Source organism: Bacillus safensis (assembly GCF_039619585.1).
Classification (GTDB): Bacteria; Bacillota; Bacilli; order Bacillales; family Bacillaceae; genus Bacillus; species Bacillus safensis.
The window spans coordinates 3,659,027-3,674,698 of the sequence record NZ_CP154909.1 but is presented as its reverse complement, the minus strand read 5'-3'; the positions used below and the strand labels follow the sequence as shown (position 1 = coordinate 3,674,698).

At 42.0% G+C, this 15,672-nt stretch carries 17 protein-coding genes; 14 read left to right on the top strand and 3 right to left on the bottom strand.

Annotation, left to right across the window (positions count from 1 at the left end):
* Positions 1 to 8: 8 nt before the first annotated feature.
* On the bottom strand, positions 9 to 1,328 hold the full coding sequence (locus AAYR28_RS18850; protein WP_120208888.1) for a hydrolase: 1,320 nt from the start codon (positions 1,326 to 1,328) through the stop codon (positions 9 to 11).
* A 295-nt stretch (positions 1,329 to 1,623) separates the two neighbouring features.
* On the opposite strand from AAYR28_RS18850, the gene AAYR28_RS18845 reads away from it, so the two are divergent.
* From AAYR28_RS18845 to wrbA, 10 genes are all read left to right on the top strand, one after another.
* A complete protein-coding gene (locus AAYR28_RS18845) occupies positions 1,624 to 1,830 on the top strand; it encodes a DUF951 domain-containing protein (RefSeq protein WP_008347561.1) in 207 nt (68 codons plus the stop codon).
* 216 nt (positions 1,831 to 2,046) lie between these two features.
* Complete coding sequence (ychF, locus tag AAYR28_RS18840) at positions 2,047 to 3,147, top strand: redox-regulated ATPase YchF (RefSeq protein ID WP_120208891.1); 1,101 nt, start codon at positions 2,047 to 2,049, stop codon at positions 3,145 to 3,147.
* A gap of 108 nt (positions 3,148 to 3,255) precedes the next feature.
* The gene (gene rpsF / locus AAYR28_RS18835) at positions 3,256 to 3,543 is read left to right on the top strand and encodes a 30S ribosomal protein S6 (protein ID WP_024424058.1); all 288 of its coding nucleotides are present in this window, start codon (positions 3,256 to 3,258) and stop codon (positions 3,541 to 3,543) included.
* Between the two features lie 36 nt (positions 3,544 to 3,579).
* Positions 3,580 to 4,122 (top strand): single-stranded DNA-binding protein SsbA, encoded by a 543-nt coding sequence (gene ssbA, locus AAYR28_RS18830; protein WP_007497456.1) that lies wholly within the window; start codon positions 3,580 to 3,582, stop codon positions 4,120 to 4,122.
* 40 nt (positions 4,123 to 4,162) lie between these two features.
* A complete protein-coding gene (gene rpsR / locus AAYR28_RS18825) occupies positions 4,163 to 4,402 on the top strand; it encodes a 30S ribosomal protein S18 (RefSeq protein ID WP_008359105.1) in 240 nt (79 codons plus the stop codon).
* 203 nt (positions 4,403 to 4,605) lie between these two features.
* Positions 4,606 to 5,571 (top strand): ABC transporter ATP-binding protein, encoded by a 966-nt coding sequence (locus AAYR28_RS18820; RefSeq protein WP_120208893.1) that lies wholly within the window; start codon positions 4,606 to 4,608, stop codon positions 5,569 to 5,571.
* Positions 5,564 to 7,081, top strand: coding sequence for an osmoprotectant update ABC transporter permease/substrate-binding subunit OpuFB (gene opuFB, locus AAYR28_RS18815; RefSeq protein WP_120208895.1), 1,518 nt, complete (start codon positions 5,564 to 5,566; stop codon positions 7,079 to 7,081). The genes AAYR28_RS18820 and opuFB overlap by 8 nt, the downstream gene beginning before the upstream one ends.
* A 211-nt stretch (positions 7,082 to 7,292) precedes the next feature.
* Positions 7,293 to 8,243, top strand: a complete 951-nt coding sequence (locus AAYR28_RS18810; RefSeq protein WP_120208897.1) for a ring-cleaving dioxygenase — start codon at positions 7,293 to 7,295, stop codon at positions 8,241 to 8,243.
* Positions 8,240 to 8,848, top strand: coding sequence for an alpha/beta hydrolase (locus AAYR28_RS18805; protein WP_034622294.1), 609 nt, complete (start codon positions 8,240 to 8,242; stop codon positions 8,846 to 8,848). Before AAYR28_RS18810 ends, AAYR28_RS18805 begins: the two co-directional genes overlap by 4 nt.
* Positions 8,849 to 8,920: 72 nt before the next feature.
* Positions 8,921 to 9,535: an NAD(P)H:quinone oxidoreductase gene (gene wrbA, locus AAYR28_RS18800; RefSeq protein ID WP_034283654.1), complete on the top strand. Its 615-nt coding sequence runs from the start codon at positions 8,921 to 8,923 to the stop codon at positions 9,533 to 9,535.
* Between the two features lie 49 nt (positions 9,536 to 9,584).
* Here the strand turns inward: wrbA and katX are convergent, their stop codons facing one another.
* Positions 9,585 to 11,174 carry a catalase KatX gene (gene katX, locus AAYR28_RS18795; protein WP_034283627.1) on the bottom strand — a complete coding sequence of 530 codons (1,590 nt, stop codon included), beginning with the start codon at positions 11,172 to 11,174 and terminating at the stop codon, positions 9,585 to 9,587.
* Positions 11,175 to 11,279: 105 nt separating this feature from the next.
* On the opposite strand from katX, the gene AAYR28_RS18790 reads away from it, so the two are divergent.
* The 3 genes from AAYR28_RS18790 to AAYR28_RS18780 all read left to right on the top strand — a co-directional run bounded on the left by AAYR28_RS18790 (position 11,280) and on the right by AAYR28_RS18780 (position 13,438).
* Entirely contained in the window at positions 11,280 to 11,939 is a 660-nt protein-coding gene (locus AAYR28_RS18790) for an aspartate/glutamate racemase family protein (protein ID WP_120208899.1), read from the top strand.
* Positions 11,940 to 12,088: 149 nt separating this feature from the next.
* Positions 12,089 to 12,583, top strand: a complete 495-nt coding sequence (locus AAYR28_RS18785) for an RNA polymerase sigma factor (RefSeq protein ID WP_024424050.1) — start codon at positions 12,089 to 12,091, stop codon at positions 12,581 to 12,583.
* The gene (locus tag AAYR28_RS18780) at positions 12,584 to 13,438 is read left to right on the top strand and encodes a DUF3298 and DUF4163 domain-containing protein (protein ID WP_120208902.1); all 855 of its coding nucleotides are present in this window, start codon (positions 12,584 to 12,586) and stop codon (positions 13,436 to 13,438) included.
* 55 nt (positions 13,439 to 13,493) lie between these two features.
* Here AAYR28_RS18780 and AAYR28_RS18775 read toward each other — a convergent pair whose 3' ends face one another.
* Positions 13,494 to 14,420 (bottom strand): manganese-dependent inorganic pyrophosphatase, encoded by a 927-nt coding sequence (locus AAYR28_RS18775; protein WP_024424048.1) that lies wholly within the window; start codon positions 14,418 to 14,420, stop codon positions 13,494 to 13,496.
* Between the two features lie 303 nt (positions 14,421 to 14,723).
* On the opposite strand from AAYR28_RS18775, the gene AAYR28_RS18770 reads away from it, so the two are divergent.
* Entirely contained in the window at positions 14,724 to 15,662 is a 939-nt protein-coding gene (locus AAYR28_RS18770; RefSeq protein ID WP_142925564.1) for a YybS family protein, read from the top strand.
* Positions 15,663 to 15,672 lie beyond the last annotated feature (10 nt).

The following is a 15,672-nucleotide window of genomic DNA, read 5'->3' as shown; positions in this document are numbered from 1 at the left end:
CTCCTTTCTTAATGAATACCCATTTGCATCGCAAGGCGTCTATCTGCCTTGGCGTAGTCATCACCCATTGTGTACATATGTCTTGAAAGAGCAGAAAGCTCTTGTTCGTAATCCCTCAGGGTGTACAAGGCATTCAGCTGTTTTTCGTGTGAATAAAAGGAGGAATGCGACTGTTCCATCCTGACTTCCTCTACCAGTGCTTCCACATCACTATGACTTAATAAATCATAGTGGCCAAAGCCGACGAGTCCTTTGAGTTCTTGTTTTACATGATGGACGGCGTCTTTTACGCTTTCATCAATTCCATCGATTTTTTCAAATACAGTGTGCACTTCATGTTCAATAATACTTTGCAGATCATAGGATGAATTTTTCAGTAAATGGGATTTTATGATAATTTCAAGTCCGTTTTGTGCATATGCACGTCCAGAATGAATCTCTTGCAGCAGCATGGCTGTAAAACTTGTATTATGATCAAGCTGTTCATCTAAAATACGGGCAGATCCATTTGGATGGAATGAATATCCATTTGCTTTGAATTCACCTGAAACGAGAGCTAAAAAAGCATTTGTATCAAAAGATTCGTTCCATTCTATATTCATAGATGCAAAAGCTGATTTTAAAAAGGTGTCAATTTCTCTTTTTTTGTATTTTACGGATTCTTGGACTGAGTCTTGCTGCCGTGGCGGTACGGTGTACTTGATTTGTCCAACTCCTTGATCATGACGATTGAGTAAACCGACGTAATGACTAGGCTGAATATATTCAGTCAACATGCGTTTATATTGACCTTGCTGCGCCTTTTGCTGAATCGAAGGCGACAGGCTGCTCCATATATTTGGGCTGTCAAAGGTGACGGCTTTTTTGACAGCTGGCTGTTCTGTTGCAATATAAGCACAAACAGCACCGGCAAGTGCTTGTCCAGTGAGATGGATACCTGCATTCGGATGCTTCTGACAGACTTTCTCTATGTATTCCTTCCCTTTAAAAAAGACATGGCCTTGATTGCCATCAAGGGACTTTCTTTCAATTGGATAGGCATAGTCAGTTTTGAGCAATGACTGTGCTGCGTTGTGTACATCTTGCTTAGATGACACCGTCATTTGATGTGGCAGCGGGCAGTGAAAAGCGACGATGAATTCATCTGATTGTTCCGGCTGCATTGTTAAACCATATAATTTTCGGTCGATCTTTAGAAAATCGTGGACAGTGAGTGTTTGCTGACCTATTTCTATTGTATGGTGCTGCTGGTAATTGTCGATATTTCCAGCATGATCGGATATGATTTTATATTCTTTATCAGTTAATCTATCCTTTCGATTGACCATCGTACCTGCTCCCTCACATAACATTTATGCAGATATCATAAATCAAAAAATATGGAAAAACCACCGCGTTCTACCAATAAAAACCTTTTGACCTACAGTGTTTGTGACAATATTGAAAAAAAACGGAGTTTAAGTAACTATTGGTCACAAATAAAATGATCTAAAAGAAGGGTTTTTTCTCTAAAAAAGAATAGGATGAACGATTGAAAGAGACTCTTTGTTTTGTGCATTGCCCTCCATCGCCGTTTTTTTGTACAATAGATTCAATGAAGTGAGCAAGGAGAGGTGAAGGCTGATGGCAGACAAAGCGTTTGGGTTACATGATGTTGTAGAAATGAAAAAGCCCCATCCATGTGGTGCCAATCGGTGGAAGGTCATTCGTTTGGGCATGGATATCCGTATTAAATGTGAAGGCTGCGGACACAGCGTGATGATCCCAAGAAGAGATTTTGAACGAAAAATGAAGAAAATTCTCGTCAAGCATGAGGAGCCAACTGCTTAAGTAGGCCTCATGCTTTTTTCATTAAATTTGTCTTTTCTACAGCAAAGCCAGGTGCAATTTCTCGTTTTGAAGCATTGATTTATTCTTTTTGACGATGTTTCTTCTATTGAAAATGCATGATGGTTAGCTTGTCTTTTCATGTAAACCTACTTATAATTGCTCTAGGTTCATATTACGCAGTATAACGAGCACGTTTGATATAGAGGAGATGAAAGAATGGCTTTAACAGCTGGTATTGTTGGCTTACCTAACGTCGGGAAGTCAACGCTATTTAATGCAATTACACAGGCTGGAGCGGAGTCTGCTAACTATCCGTTTTGTACCATTGATCCAAACGTCGGAATTGTAGAAGTTCCTGACGAGCGTTTACAAAAGCTAACAGAATTGGTGCAGCCGAAAAAGACAGTTCCCACTGCTTTCGAATTCACTGATATTGCGGGTATTGTCAAAGGTGCATCTAAAGGTGAAGGTTTAGGGAATAAATTCCTTTCTCATATTCGTCAAGTAGATGCGATTTGTCACGTGGTCAGAGCTTTTGCAGACGATAACATTACACACGTAGCTGGTAAGGTTGATCCTGTAGCAGATATTGAAACGATTAATCTCGAATTGATTTTGGCTGATTTAGAAACAGTTGAAAAGCGTTTAGCTCGTGTGAGTAAGCTTGCAAAACAAAAGGACAAGGAAGCAGTAGCTGAATTTGAGATTTTGTCGAAGCTAATGAACGCATTTGAAGCTGGGAAATCGGCAAGATCTGTAGAATTTACAGATGAACAGCAAAAGCTTGTGAAACAGCTTCATTTACTCACATCTAAACCAGTTCTTTATGTAGCAAATGTGAGTGAGGATGAAGTAGCGGATCATGAGGGCAACGAATATGTGCAGCAAATCCGTGAGTTTGCTTCTGGTGAAAACGCTGAAGTCATCGTCGTTTGTGCAAAGATCGAGTCTGAAATTGCAGAGCTTGAAGGAGAAGAGAAGCAAATGTTCCTTGACGAGCTTGGTATTAATGAGTCAGGGCTTGATCAGCTAATTAGAGCATCTTATTCACTTCTAGGATTAGCTACGTATTTCACAGCAGGTGAGCAAGAGGTACGTGCTTGGACATTTAAAAAAGGAATGAAAGCGCCAGAATGTGCTGGAATCATCCACACAGACTTTGAGCGTGGATTTATTCGTGCTGAAACGGTTGCGTATGAGGATTTACTAGCTGGCGGAAGCATGTCTGCTGCTAAAGAAGCAGGAAAAGTTCGTCTAGAAGGCAAAGAATATGTAGTGAAAGATGGAGACGTCATTCATTTCCGTTTTAATGTATAGGTTCTTGTCATAGGCCAAGTGATTTGTTATAATATACAATTGTGAGTAATATAATTTATTGCTCCTTGCCCGTTTAGGGCCGCTTAGACCAAAAGGAGGTGCAATCAGATGAGAAAGTACGAAGTTATGTACATCATCCGCCCAACAGTTGACGATGAGGCTAAAAAAGCAGTTATCGAGCGTTTCAATAACGTGTTAACTTCTAACGGTGCGGAGATCACTGGAACAAAGGATTGGGGTAAACGTCGTCTTGCATACGAAATCAATGATTTCCGTGACGGTTTCTACCAAATCGTAAACGTTCAATCTGACGCTGCAGCAGTTCAAGAATTTGACCGCTTAGCTAAGATCAGTGACGATATCATTCGACACATTGTTGTTAAAGAAGAAGTATAAATCATTGAAATATATATTTAAAGGTGGTCTTTCAATATGCTAAACCGTGTTGTATTGGTCGGAAGACTAACAAAAGACCCTGAGCTTCGCTACACGCCTAATGGTGCGGCTGTAGCCACGTTTACTCTAGCTGTGAATCGTACGTTTACGAATCAATCTGGAGAGCGTGAAGCCGATTTCATTAACTGTGTTACTTGGAGAAGACAAGCCGAGAACGTGGCTAATTTCTTGAAAAAAGGAAGTCTTGCCGGTGTAGACGGTCGTTTGCAGACAAGAAACTATGAAAATCAGCAAGGACAGCGTGTCTTCGTGACAGAGGTTCAAGCTGAAAGTGTTCAATTTCTTGAGCCTAAGAGCGGCGGTGCTGGTTCAGGTGGATACAGCGGCGGTGGCAATAGCGGAGGCCAGTATTATGGCGGTAGCCAAAACGATCAGAATCCATTTGGAAATGAACCAAGTCAAAATCCATATGGCAATCAAAACAACCAAAATCGTAATCAGGGAAATAGCTTTAATGATGACCCATTTGCGAACGATGGTAAACCGATTGACATCTCCGATGATGATTTGCCATTCTAATTGATCTGAAAAAATGACTAAAGGAAAGGTGTGAAAACAAATGGCAGGTGGACGCAGAGGCGGTCGTGCGAAACGTCGTAAAGTATGTTTCTTTACTTCTAACGGTATCACGCACATCGATTACAAAGATGTTGATCTTCTTAGAAAGTTTGTTTCTGAGCGTGGTAAAATTTTACCTCGTCGTGTAACAGGAACTAGCGCTAAGTATCAACGTAAATTGACTTTAGCGATCAAAAGATCACGTCAAATGGCATTACTTCCATACGTTACTGGTGAGTAAGTCGTTGACTTAAAAAGCGGAGAGCCCCGAGCTCTTCGCTTTTTTTATTTTCCTCACTGTGAATCCCATCTATTTTTGCTAGAGTTGTTTTTGACAGTCAACCTAGGGGAAGTATGTAAAAGTGACAGTTTATTCTATACAAATATGAGGTTGATCTGTCATATTGGTAGTCTAGAAAATAATTGCAGTCAGGGCGTGGGAAGATGATTGAATTTAATAAGGTATCGATGCAATTTTCTGATGAACGCTATGCCGTTCAATCTGTTGATTTGGAGATTCAGCAAGGTGAGTTTTTTGTATTGATTGGACCTAGTGGCAGCGGGAAAACGACGACATTGAAAATGATCAATCGCCTCATTTCTTCTACAGAAGGTGAGATTTACATAAAGGGTCAAAAAATAAGTGATTATGATATGTATGAGCTGCGCTGGGATATCGGTTATGTTTTGCAGCAAATTGCGCTTTTTCCTCATATGACCATAGAAGAAAATATTGCTGTGGTGCCAGAGCTTAAACAATGGAGCCGGAATGAGACCAATCAGCGTGTCGATGATCTCATGTTGATGGTCGGGCTTGATCCTGCTATGTATCGGCATCGAAAGCCAGCAGAGCTCTCTGGTGGACAGCAGCAGCGTGTCGGTGTGGCACGTGCACTTGCAGCTGATCCTGAGATTGTCCTGATGGATGAACCTTTTAGTGCGTTAGATCCACTAACGAGGGAGAAATTGCAGGATGATCTGCTTGATTTGCAGCGCCGCATACAAAAAACCATTGTTTTTGTGACGCATGATATGCAGGAAGCTATGAAGCTGGGTGATCGGATTTGTGTGATGAATGAAGGAAAAGTAGTGCAGATCGGACGTCCTGAGGAATTGGTTCAACATCCAGCCAATGCCTTTGTAAAGGAGTTTGTTTCAGGGGCTGCCCGCCATGTGGGACATCAAGCTTTTGAGCTGGAAACCTTGGCCCACCCGATGGCTCACGAAGCTCTTTTCCTCTATGAGGCGGTCTCAGCAGATGCCACACTGGATGAAGCCTTGTCTCTATTGGCAAAGCACGAGGAATTGGCAGTTGAAAAGAATGGAGAGCGGATTGGACTAGTGAATCGTCAAGCAGTGATTCAGTTTTTAGCTGATTCTTCTAAAGAGAGGGGCGAGTCACATGAATGATTGGACCCGTGTGTTATGGGAACGCAAAGAACAATTGGGGCACGCCTTACTTGAGCATATTCAAATTTCTTTTATTGCTTTATTTTTAGCGATTTTGATTGCCATTCCATTAGGTATCTATTTAACGAGGGTTCCAAAGCTAGCGGAATGGATCATTGGGGTGACGGCTGTCTTGCAAACGATTCCGTCGCTTGCACTTCTTGGCTTGCTGATTCCTCTCGTGGGGATTGGGCAAGTGCCTGCGATTATTGCGCTTGTGGTCTATGCCTTACTCCCTATTTTAAGAAATACATATACAGGCATTCAGGAGGTCGATCCTTCCCTGAGAGAAGCAGCGCTTGCTATGGGGATGAATCATCGCAAACGGTTATTAAAGGTAGAGCTTCCACTTGCCATGCCAGTCATCATGGCGGGTATCCGAACCGGGATGGTACTCATTGTGGGAACGGCCACTCTGGCAGCACTGATCGGAGCTGGGGGATTAGGAAGCTTAATTCTGCTGGGAATTGATCGAAATGATATGTCGCTCATTGTCATTGGTGCGATACCAGCAGCCTTACTCGCACTTTTATTTGATGTGGTGCTGCGAACCTTTGAGAAAATTTCCTTTAAAAAGACTGTGATCTATGTAGCTGTTTTTGCTCTGATTGCAGGAGCAGTTGTCGCTGTCCCCTCGCTGTTTCAGCAAGAAAAGAAAGAAATCACCATTGGCGGAAAGTTAGGATCAGAGCCTGAGATTTTGATCTCGATGTATAAGCTTTTAATTGAACAGGATACAGATATTCAAGTGAACCTGAAGCCCGGTCTTGGTAAAACGTCCTTTGTTTTCCAGGCTTTACGCTCTGGTGATGTCGATATTTATCCTGAGTTTACGGGTACAGCGATTTCTGAATTCCTCAAAGAAACAGCAAAAAGCACAGATAAAAGAAAAGTGTATGAGCAAGCGCGGCGTGGATTGGAATCGTCCTTTCAGCTCCGTCTTCTTGAGCCCATGGCATACAACAATACGTATGCTTTAGCCGTGCCACAGTCACTGGCTGATCAATATGAGGTGTCCAACATTTCAGATCTAGGTAAGGTCAAAAACCGTATAAAAGCTGGATTTACCTTAGAGTTTTCTGATCGTCAGGATGGGTATCGAGGCATTCAAAAAGCATATCAATTTTCCTTTGACGATGTTGTGACGATGGAGCCGAAGCTTCGTTATCGAGCGATTCAAAAAGGAGATATCAATTTGGTCGATGCGTATTCGACAGACAGTGAATTGAGACAATACAAATTAAAGGTGCTTGATGATGATCAGCATGTTTTCCCGCCATATCAAGGAGCACCGCTGCTCAGGCAGGAGACATTAACTGAATTCCCTGAGATTGAGACCTCTCTCAATAAGCTTGCGGGTCAAATCACAGACGATGAGATGAGAGAAATGAATTATGAAGTCAATGTGAAGGAGAAGGATGCATTTCAGGTAGCGAAGGCCTATTTAAAAAAGAAAAAATTGCTGCAATAATCAAGGGAAAGCAGGGCTGTTTCATGCAAAACAGCTCTGCTTTTTTAAAAGAAAAACAAAAAACATTGACATTTATTTAAAAACATCATATCCTTAATTCGAGATAAATATATTTTTTTGATCTAATATCTCGAATTCGAGATAATATAAAGACGTCAGTAAAGACATAATGAATAGAGGTTTCTTACTTCAATTTAGGAGGGCATGAGAAGTGAAAAAAACAGAAGGAATTCACCATATTACAGCTATTGTAGGTCATCCTCAGGAGAACGTTGATTTTTATGCAGGTGTTTTAGGACTTCGTCTCGTGAAGAAGACCGTGAATTTTGATGATCCGGGCACATACCATTTATATTTTGGAAATGAAGGCGGCTCTCCAGGGACAATTATTACGTTTTTCCCTTGGCCGGGGGCACAAAAAGGTCAAATTGGTGCAGGGCAAGTGGGCGTGACGACATATGTTGTACCGGCAGGCGCTTTCTCTTTCTGGAAAGATCGTCTTGAGCAGTTTAATGTCTCTTATGAAACGGTTGAACGTTTTGGTGAAGCTTTTCTCTCATTTGAAGATCCACACGGCTTATTGATTGAGCTGGTAGAGCGTGCGGAAGGAAAGCAAAACGAGTGGACCTTTAATGGTGTCACACCAGATGTAGCCATTAAAGGATTTGGCGGAGCTGTTTTATTAACTTCGCAGCCGGAGCAAACGATGCAGCTGCTAGAGCAAACGATGGGACTTGAACGAGTCGGAGCAGAAGGAGACTATGTGAGATTCCGTTCGTTTGGTGAAATAGGCAATGTCATTGATGTGAACATCACACCTGTTCCACGAGGACGTATGGGTGTTGGAGTTGTGCACCATATTGCATGGAGAGCAACAGATGATCAGGATCAATTAGATTGGCAAAGATATATTGCACAAAGCGGGTATCAAGTGACACCTGTGCAAGATCGAAATTATTTTAATGCTATTTATTTTAGAGAGCTTGGCGGCATATTATTTGAGATCGCTACTGATCCTCCAGGGTTTGCACACGATGAATCAGTGGAAACAATGGGTGAAGCATTGAAACTGCCACCGCAATATGAGGCGCAGCGCCGTCAGATTGAACAAATTGTGTTTCCAATTGAAGTGAGAGAAGTTAAAGGGAAAGGAGATTCATGATGAAGCATCTTTTTCGAAAAGGAAAGAATGAACAAAGACCTGTCCTGTTATTACTGCACGGAACTGGCGGGACGGAAGAAGATTTATTGCCGCTTGCACAGATAGTAGACCCTGATGCATCTGTTCTTAGTGTGAGAGGGAATGTATTAGAAAACGGCATGCCGCGTTTTTTCAGACGTTTGGCAGAGGGTGTATTTGATGAACAGGATTTGATTGAGCGTACTGAGGAACTATATACATTTATCGGTGAAGCAGCTGATGAATATGGATTTGATCGTCACAATGTGGTAGCTATCGGATATTCCAATGGGGCAAACATTGCTGGAAGCTTGTTATTCCATTATGGGGATGCCCTAAAAGGCGCCATCCTGCATCATCCAATGGTTCCAAGACGCGGAGTTTCATTGCCTTCATTAGCAGGGAAACAAGTCTTTATAGCAGCAGGTGAAAATGACCCAATGTGCCGTCCAGAGGAATCACAGGAGCTGGAGCAATTGCTGCAGGGTGCAGGTGCATCGGTTACACTTCATTGGGAAAATCGCGGACATCAGCTAACGAGAGAAGAAGTCGATGCTGCGGCTTTATGGTATCGTCGTCAATTTTAAATAAGGTGGGGAATACAGGTGGGATTTTTACAGAAGCTTTTTGGGCAAAACAAACAAAAGGAGCTGGAACAAATGGAAAACGTAAAATTAGCGATTATTTATTATAGTTCAACAGGTACAAACTATCAGATGGCGAAATGGGCTGAAGCTGGAGCAAAAGAAGCTGGCGCAGAGGTCAAAGTATTAAAGGTTGCTGAATTGGCACCAGAAGCAGTTGTCGCTTCAAATCCAGCATGGAAAGCACATTTAGACGAAACAAAGGATGTGCCAGAGGTTCAATTAAGTGATTTAGAGTGGGCAGATGCCATCATCTTTAGCATGCCGACACGTTTCGGTAACCTTCCAGCTCAAATGAAGCAGTTCCTAGATACAACAGGCGGCTTGTGGTTCCAAGGTAAATTGGCAAACAAAGCAGTCAGCGCGATGACTTCAGCTCAAAACGCAAATGGCGGACAGGAGCAGACGGTTCTCAGCCTATATACGACGATGTTCCACTGGGGAGCCATTATTGCCGCTCCTGGATACACAGATGATTCCTTATACGGTGCAGGGGGCAACCCTTATGGCGTAAGTGTCACTGTTGACCAAAATGGAAAAATCCAAGAGGATGCAGAAGCAGCTGTGAAACATCAGGCAAAACGTACAGTCAATGTAGCAGAATGGATCAAAAAAGGTCAAAACGCTTAAAAGATGTAAACAAAAAGAATGCAGCCTCGCCGCTGCATTCTTTTTTTCATTAATAAGGATCTGATGGTGTGCTGTTGTTGATGGCATCGTCCACGGCTTCGGCAGCGCCTGTAGAGCCGATAGGTCCGCTTGGCTGCTCTTGTTTAAAGGCTTTTAAGCCGTCAGCGACACGCTTTCCGTAATCAGGGTCTGCTTTTGTAAAGTTTTCGATCATTTGGTCTTGAATGTCCTTTTGACATGTCGCAAGGGTATTGACTAAGTTCTTAATCAGTTCCTCACGCTCCCAATCATTAAAACGGCGATACGTTTCTCCTGCTTGTCCAAAGTTGTTTGGGCGGTCAATGGCTTCTCGTTTGACTTCACCCTCTACAAAAGGCGTATGATCCTTTCCATCCTGTTTGGCTTCTTTTAATCCACCGAGTATCGACGGCTCATAATTCACATGGGGATTTTGCCCTTTGCCTTGATCGACATGGTATTCCATTTGACCGTCTCTCTGATTGGTGGCGACATGCTTTTTCGGTGCATTGATCGGCAGCTGTAAATAGTTTGGCCCTACACGATATCGCTGCGTGTCAGAGTAGGAGAAGGTACGGCCTTGAAGCAATTTATCATCTGAGAAATCCAAACCGTCTACGAGTACACCAGTCCCAAAGGCAACCTGCTCGACTTCTGCGAAATAGTTTTCTGGATTTTTGTTTAATACCATCCGTCCGATTGGTTTCCATGGGTAGTCATCCTTGTACCAAAGCTTTGTCGGGTCTAGCGGGTCAAAATCGAGGTGAGGGTGGGCATCATCTTCCATGATCTGTGCATATACCTCCCATTCAGGATGATCACCTTGCTCGATGGCTTCATATAAATCCTGTGTGGCATGGTTAAAATTTTCTCCCTGGATCGCTTGCGCCTGTTCTTGGGTCAGGTTGCGAATGCCTTGTTTCGGTTCAAAATGATATTTAACCAGCACCGCTTTTCCTTCATGGTTGACCCATTTGTACGCATGGACACCTGAGCCTTGCATGTGCCGGTATGTAGCTGGGATGCCCCATGGTGAAAAGAGAAATGTCACCATATGCGTCGCCTCAGGTGATTGTGAGACAAAATCAAAAATACGCTCGCCGTCCTGACGATTGGTGACAGGATCAGGCTTAAAGGCATGAACCAAATCAGGGAACTTTAAAGCATCTCGAATAAAGAAAATTTTCAGGTTGTTCCCTACGAGATCCCAGTTGCCTTCCTCTGTATAAAATTTAATCGCAAACCCTCTCGGATCACGTAATGTTTCTGGCGAATGACCGCCGTGAATCACAGAAGAAAAACGAACGAAAACAGGCGTCTTTTTCCCTTTTTCCTGAAACAATTTTGCCCTCGTATAGGTGGAGATGGGCTCATCCCCGAATGTGCCGTAGGCTTCAAAGTAACCGTGAGCTCCGGCACCGCGTGCATGTACAACACGTTCAGGGATGCGTTCACGATCAAAATGACTGATTTTTTCTAGGAAATCGTAGTTTTCAAGCGTAGTGGGTCCTCTATTCCCGACAGTTCTCATATTTTGATTATCTGTTACGGGATGACCTTGCCGATTCGTTAAGGTTTCTTCTGACTCTGAAGATGATTTAGGCTGTTGATCTTCTTTCAATTAGAATCCCTCCTTTAATATCTCCCTAACAATATGGTCATGTTGCTCCCTATTTCATACAAGGATTGATATAATGATTGAAAACTTTCACGAGGAGCGAGCCTGATGATTCGATTACACTGCCTTCACGCCCATCCATCCAATCAGTCATATATAGAAGATGCGTTTGGTGATACAGATGTTGATTTGCATCACACGGTCGATTCATCATTTATAGAACGCGCGACACAAGATCCTGCATTTGATCAACACAAGCAGCAAACGTATGCTATCAACAGATTAAAACAGGAAATTGAAGCCGATCTCATTCTGCTCACGTGTACACAATACATTGCCGCTTTGGGTGATCAGCAGCAGCTCTTTAAACAACCGATTGTTCCGATCGATGAACCGTTATTTGAGCTGATTTGTGAGAAACAAAGGCCTATTCAACTGGTGTTTTCCAACCCAGATACAGTGGAAGGGACGATGCATCGGCTTGAATCATATGCCACAGAGCGGGGCAAACAGCTTGAAGTAGAAATGGTTGTGATGGAGGATGTCTTTCATCTCTGCCTAAACGGTGATATGCAAGCCTATGATGAACAAATCAAGGAGCAGCTGAGAAAATGTATGAAGCAAAAAGGGAGAGACATTTGTGTGATGCAGCTTTCGATGGTTCGTGCGGCAAAGCAGGTGGAGCGGGAGACAGGCGTTCCTATTATTCATCCGCTTTCTCCACTAAAACAGTTTGTCCATCAAACACTATCCGCTTGGAAAGAGTGAACCCATCTGGTTCGCTCTTTTTGTATAGGAACGTAAATGCGATGACATGTTAAAAAAATAACCGAGCGCAAACTATTTTCAAAAGGCGCGCGTCTATCCAATGTAAGAAATAACAGATGCGCATTTAAGATAAAGGAGCTCTTTGTAAAATGAAGAAACGAAAAATAGATGATCAATTTGCGGATTACGTCATGGAGCATAAACACAGTTTTTATCGGTTGTCCTATAGTTATGTCAAAAACCCAGAAGATGCTATGGATGTTGTTCAGGAGGCCATTCATAAAGCACTCAAATCTGTTCACCGATTAGAGGATGCGAGCAAGATGCATAGCTGGTTTTATAAGATCGTGGTGAACACTGCTCTAGACTTTTTACGAAAGAAGAAGCGGGTGCAGGTGACAGATGATGATACGCTTGAATTCTTATCACAGGGAGAATCAGATGTATACGAGGATCAAGACGTCAAACGGGCTATAGAGGATTTGCCTGAGATGTATCGAGTCATCATTATTTTGAGATTCTTTGAAGATTTAAAATTAGAGGACATCGCCCAGATTCTCGATGAAAATGAAAACACCATTAAAACAAGATTATATAAGGCGCTGCGGCTTTTAAAAGTAGAATTATCACAGGAGGAAATTTAAATGGATAAGTATTTGGAACATTTAAAAGATGAATATTTAGAAATCCCTATTCCACCGGAATATGATGCGATGGTTGAACGAACGTTAAAAAGAAAAAATAAAAAACCTCATTTTCAGCAATGGACCATCGGACTTGTTGCGGCTGCTGCTCTTTTTGTTACAACGGTTAATGTCAGTCCACAGGCAGCAAGAGCGATTTCAGAGGTGCCTGTCATTGGCGAGCTGGTGAAAGTCGTAACGTTTACAGAATTTAAAAAGAGCGATCAAGGAACGAATATTGATCTTAAAACACCACACGTTTCAGGACTTGGGGACGGAACATTACAAGACAGCCTGAATCAAAAATATTTAGCTGAAAACAAAAAGCTGTATCAAGATTTTGAAAAGGAAACAAAGGGTTATAAAAATGGTCATTTAAGTGTTGAGAGCGGTTATGAAGTGAGAACGAACAATGATCAAATCCTTTCACTAGGCCGATACAAGGTGACGACTCAGGCTTCTGCGGCAGAGGAAATGACATATGATACGGTTGATAAGAAAAACCATGTCCTCATTACATTACCAAGCCTGTTTAAAGATGATCGTTATATTGATGTGATTAGTGAAAATATTAAAGAACAAATGAAGAAACAGATGAAAGAGGATTCAGACAAAATATACTGGATTGGCAAGGAAGAAACAGATCCATTTAAGAAAATTAAGCCGGATCAAAACTTCTATATCAATTCAAAAGGGAAGCTTGTGATTTCCTTTAATGAATATGATGTGGCGCCTGGCTACATGGGTGTTGTTGAATTCACGATTCCAACAAGCGTGCTAAAGGATGTTCTCGTTAGTGATACGTACATTCATTAAAAAGAAGACAGACAAAAAAGACTGCTGAACAATTCAGCAGTCTTGTCGTGTTTTATTAAGAAAGTGCGTCTGTCAGTGCAGGTACGACTTGTTTCTTTCTTGATACAACACCTTTTAGTAAAGCTGTGTTGTTTTCAAGTGTGACGTTAAATGCTTTTTCTACTTTTGCTGCTTCTGCACCGAGTGCAAGAGCAAGGGAGTCATTTTCTAAAATATCTGTGATGACTAGAACAAATAGGTCAAGACCTTTTGCTGCAATGACTTCATTGATTTTCGCTTCAATGTCAGCCTGTCTTGCTGTCACTTCAGCGATATCTACTGTATTGACTTGTGCAATTTCCACCTTGCTTTTGCCTAGTGCGAATTCTTTTGCATCAAGTGTAATTAATTCTTGAACCGTTTTTTGGCTTAGATCAGCGCCTGCTTTCAGCATGTCTAGGCCGTAAACTTCTGGATCTACCCCTGCGATTTTTGCAAGCTCATGTGCAGCATCGATATCTTGCTGTGTGCATGTTGGGGATTTGAATAGTAAGGAATCAGAAATGATCGCAGATAAAAGCAAACCAGCGATTTCTTTTTCAATCGTCACTTGGTTTTCTTTATACATTTTGTTTAAGATCGTTGCTGTACAGCCTACAGGCTCTGCACGATAGTAAAGAGGTTCACTTGTTTCAAAGTTGGCAATACGGTGGTGGTCAATGACCTCAGTTACTTGTACTTGATCAATATCGCTTACACTTTGCTGGAATTCGTTATGATCGACAAGAATGACTTGCTTTGTTTCGTTTGCAGCCGTTTCAATGAAACGAGGTGCTTCTTGTTTAAAGAAATCTAATGCGTATTGTGTTTCTCCATTAATTTCTCCAAGTCTGACGGCTTCTGCCTGAACGCCGATTTTGTTTTTCAGATCAGCGTAAGCAATAGCAGAGCAAATCGTGTCTGTGTCAGGATTTTTGTGTCCGAATACGAGTGTTTTTCCCATGTGAATTCTCCTTCTTACATTTATTGATGATGTTTCTATTCTAACAGCTTTTGACCTTGAATTCAGGGTTTATAGCTAAGAATAATCTAAAAAATTGTAACATGCTGTTTGAAAACTTGCATGTGCCATTCCATATCGGTGTTCCACGTGAAACGCTCCCAGGACAGCCTGTATTTTACTTGAGATTTACCGCTATGGTAAAATAAAGGTTGGGGCAAGACATGATGGAGCTGACATCATACGTATACATAGAAGTACACATTGAGCAAGATATAAACAAAAGGATTGGATAGAGGTGAAGGTGTGAAACAAACAAAAGCGTTAGTAGAGGGCGCAATCATGATGAGTATTTTCGCGGTCATGATGCTGTTTTATTTATATGTGCCGCTATTATCCATTATTTTCTTTCTAGCTGCTCCGATTCCGATCATCCTCTATACAATCAGGCACGGCTTGAAAAAAGGAATTGCTGCTGGCGCTATTGGGATAGTGATCAGCTTTTTAATTGGGTCTATGGCTGGGCTCATGAGTGCACCTATCTTAATTGCCGTCGGATTAGGCATGGGTGTTTTCTACAGCAGAAGGCAGCCTGGGAATGCCATCATTACAGGTGCGCTGATTTATTTGTTCAGTATTCTCATCTCCTTTGTTATCAGTGTTCAGCTCTTTCAAATCGATATCATGAATATTGCGAAAGAGTCGATTGAGCAAATGATGCCGATGGTAGAGAGTGTTTTAAAGCAATCCGGGGCTTCTGAAAAGGACATAGCTAAACAGCTCAAACAGTTTAAAGAGATGCAGGATACGGCATTAAGTGCTTTACCTGTAGCGTTATTGATTTTGGTGACGCTGATGGCTTTTGTGAATCACTGGTTCGTGCGGCCTTTGCTCAAACGGTTTGTTTCAGACATGCCGTCCTTGAAGAAATTTAAGGATATGCGGCTGCCAAAAAGCATGGTATGGTATTATTTACTCACATTGCTTTTGATGCTGATTCAGACGGAAAAAGGCAGCTTTTTATGGCTCGTTCAAACGAGTGCGTTTCAAATTTTATTTATACTGGTGCTTATTCAGGGATTTTCTTTTCTCTTCTATTATTGCCACGAAAAAAACATCTCAAAAGCGGTACCCATTTTCGCTGTCGTGTTAACGGTTTTCTTTCCGCCAATCGGTGTGATTGTGCGAATTATAGGGATTGCTGACATAGGCTTTGATTTAAGAGAAAAAGTAAAAAACAAATAATTCACTCTGA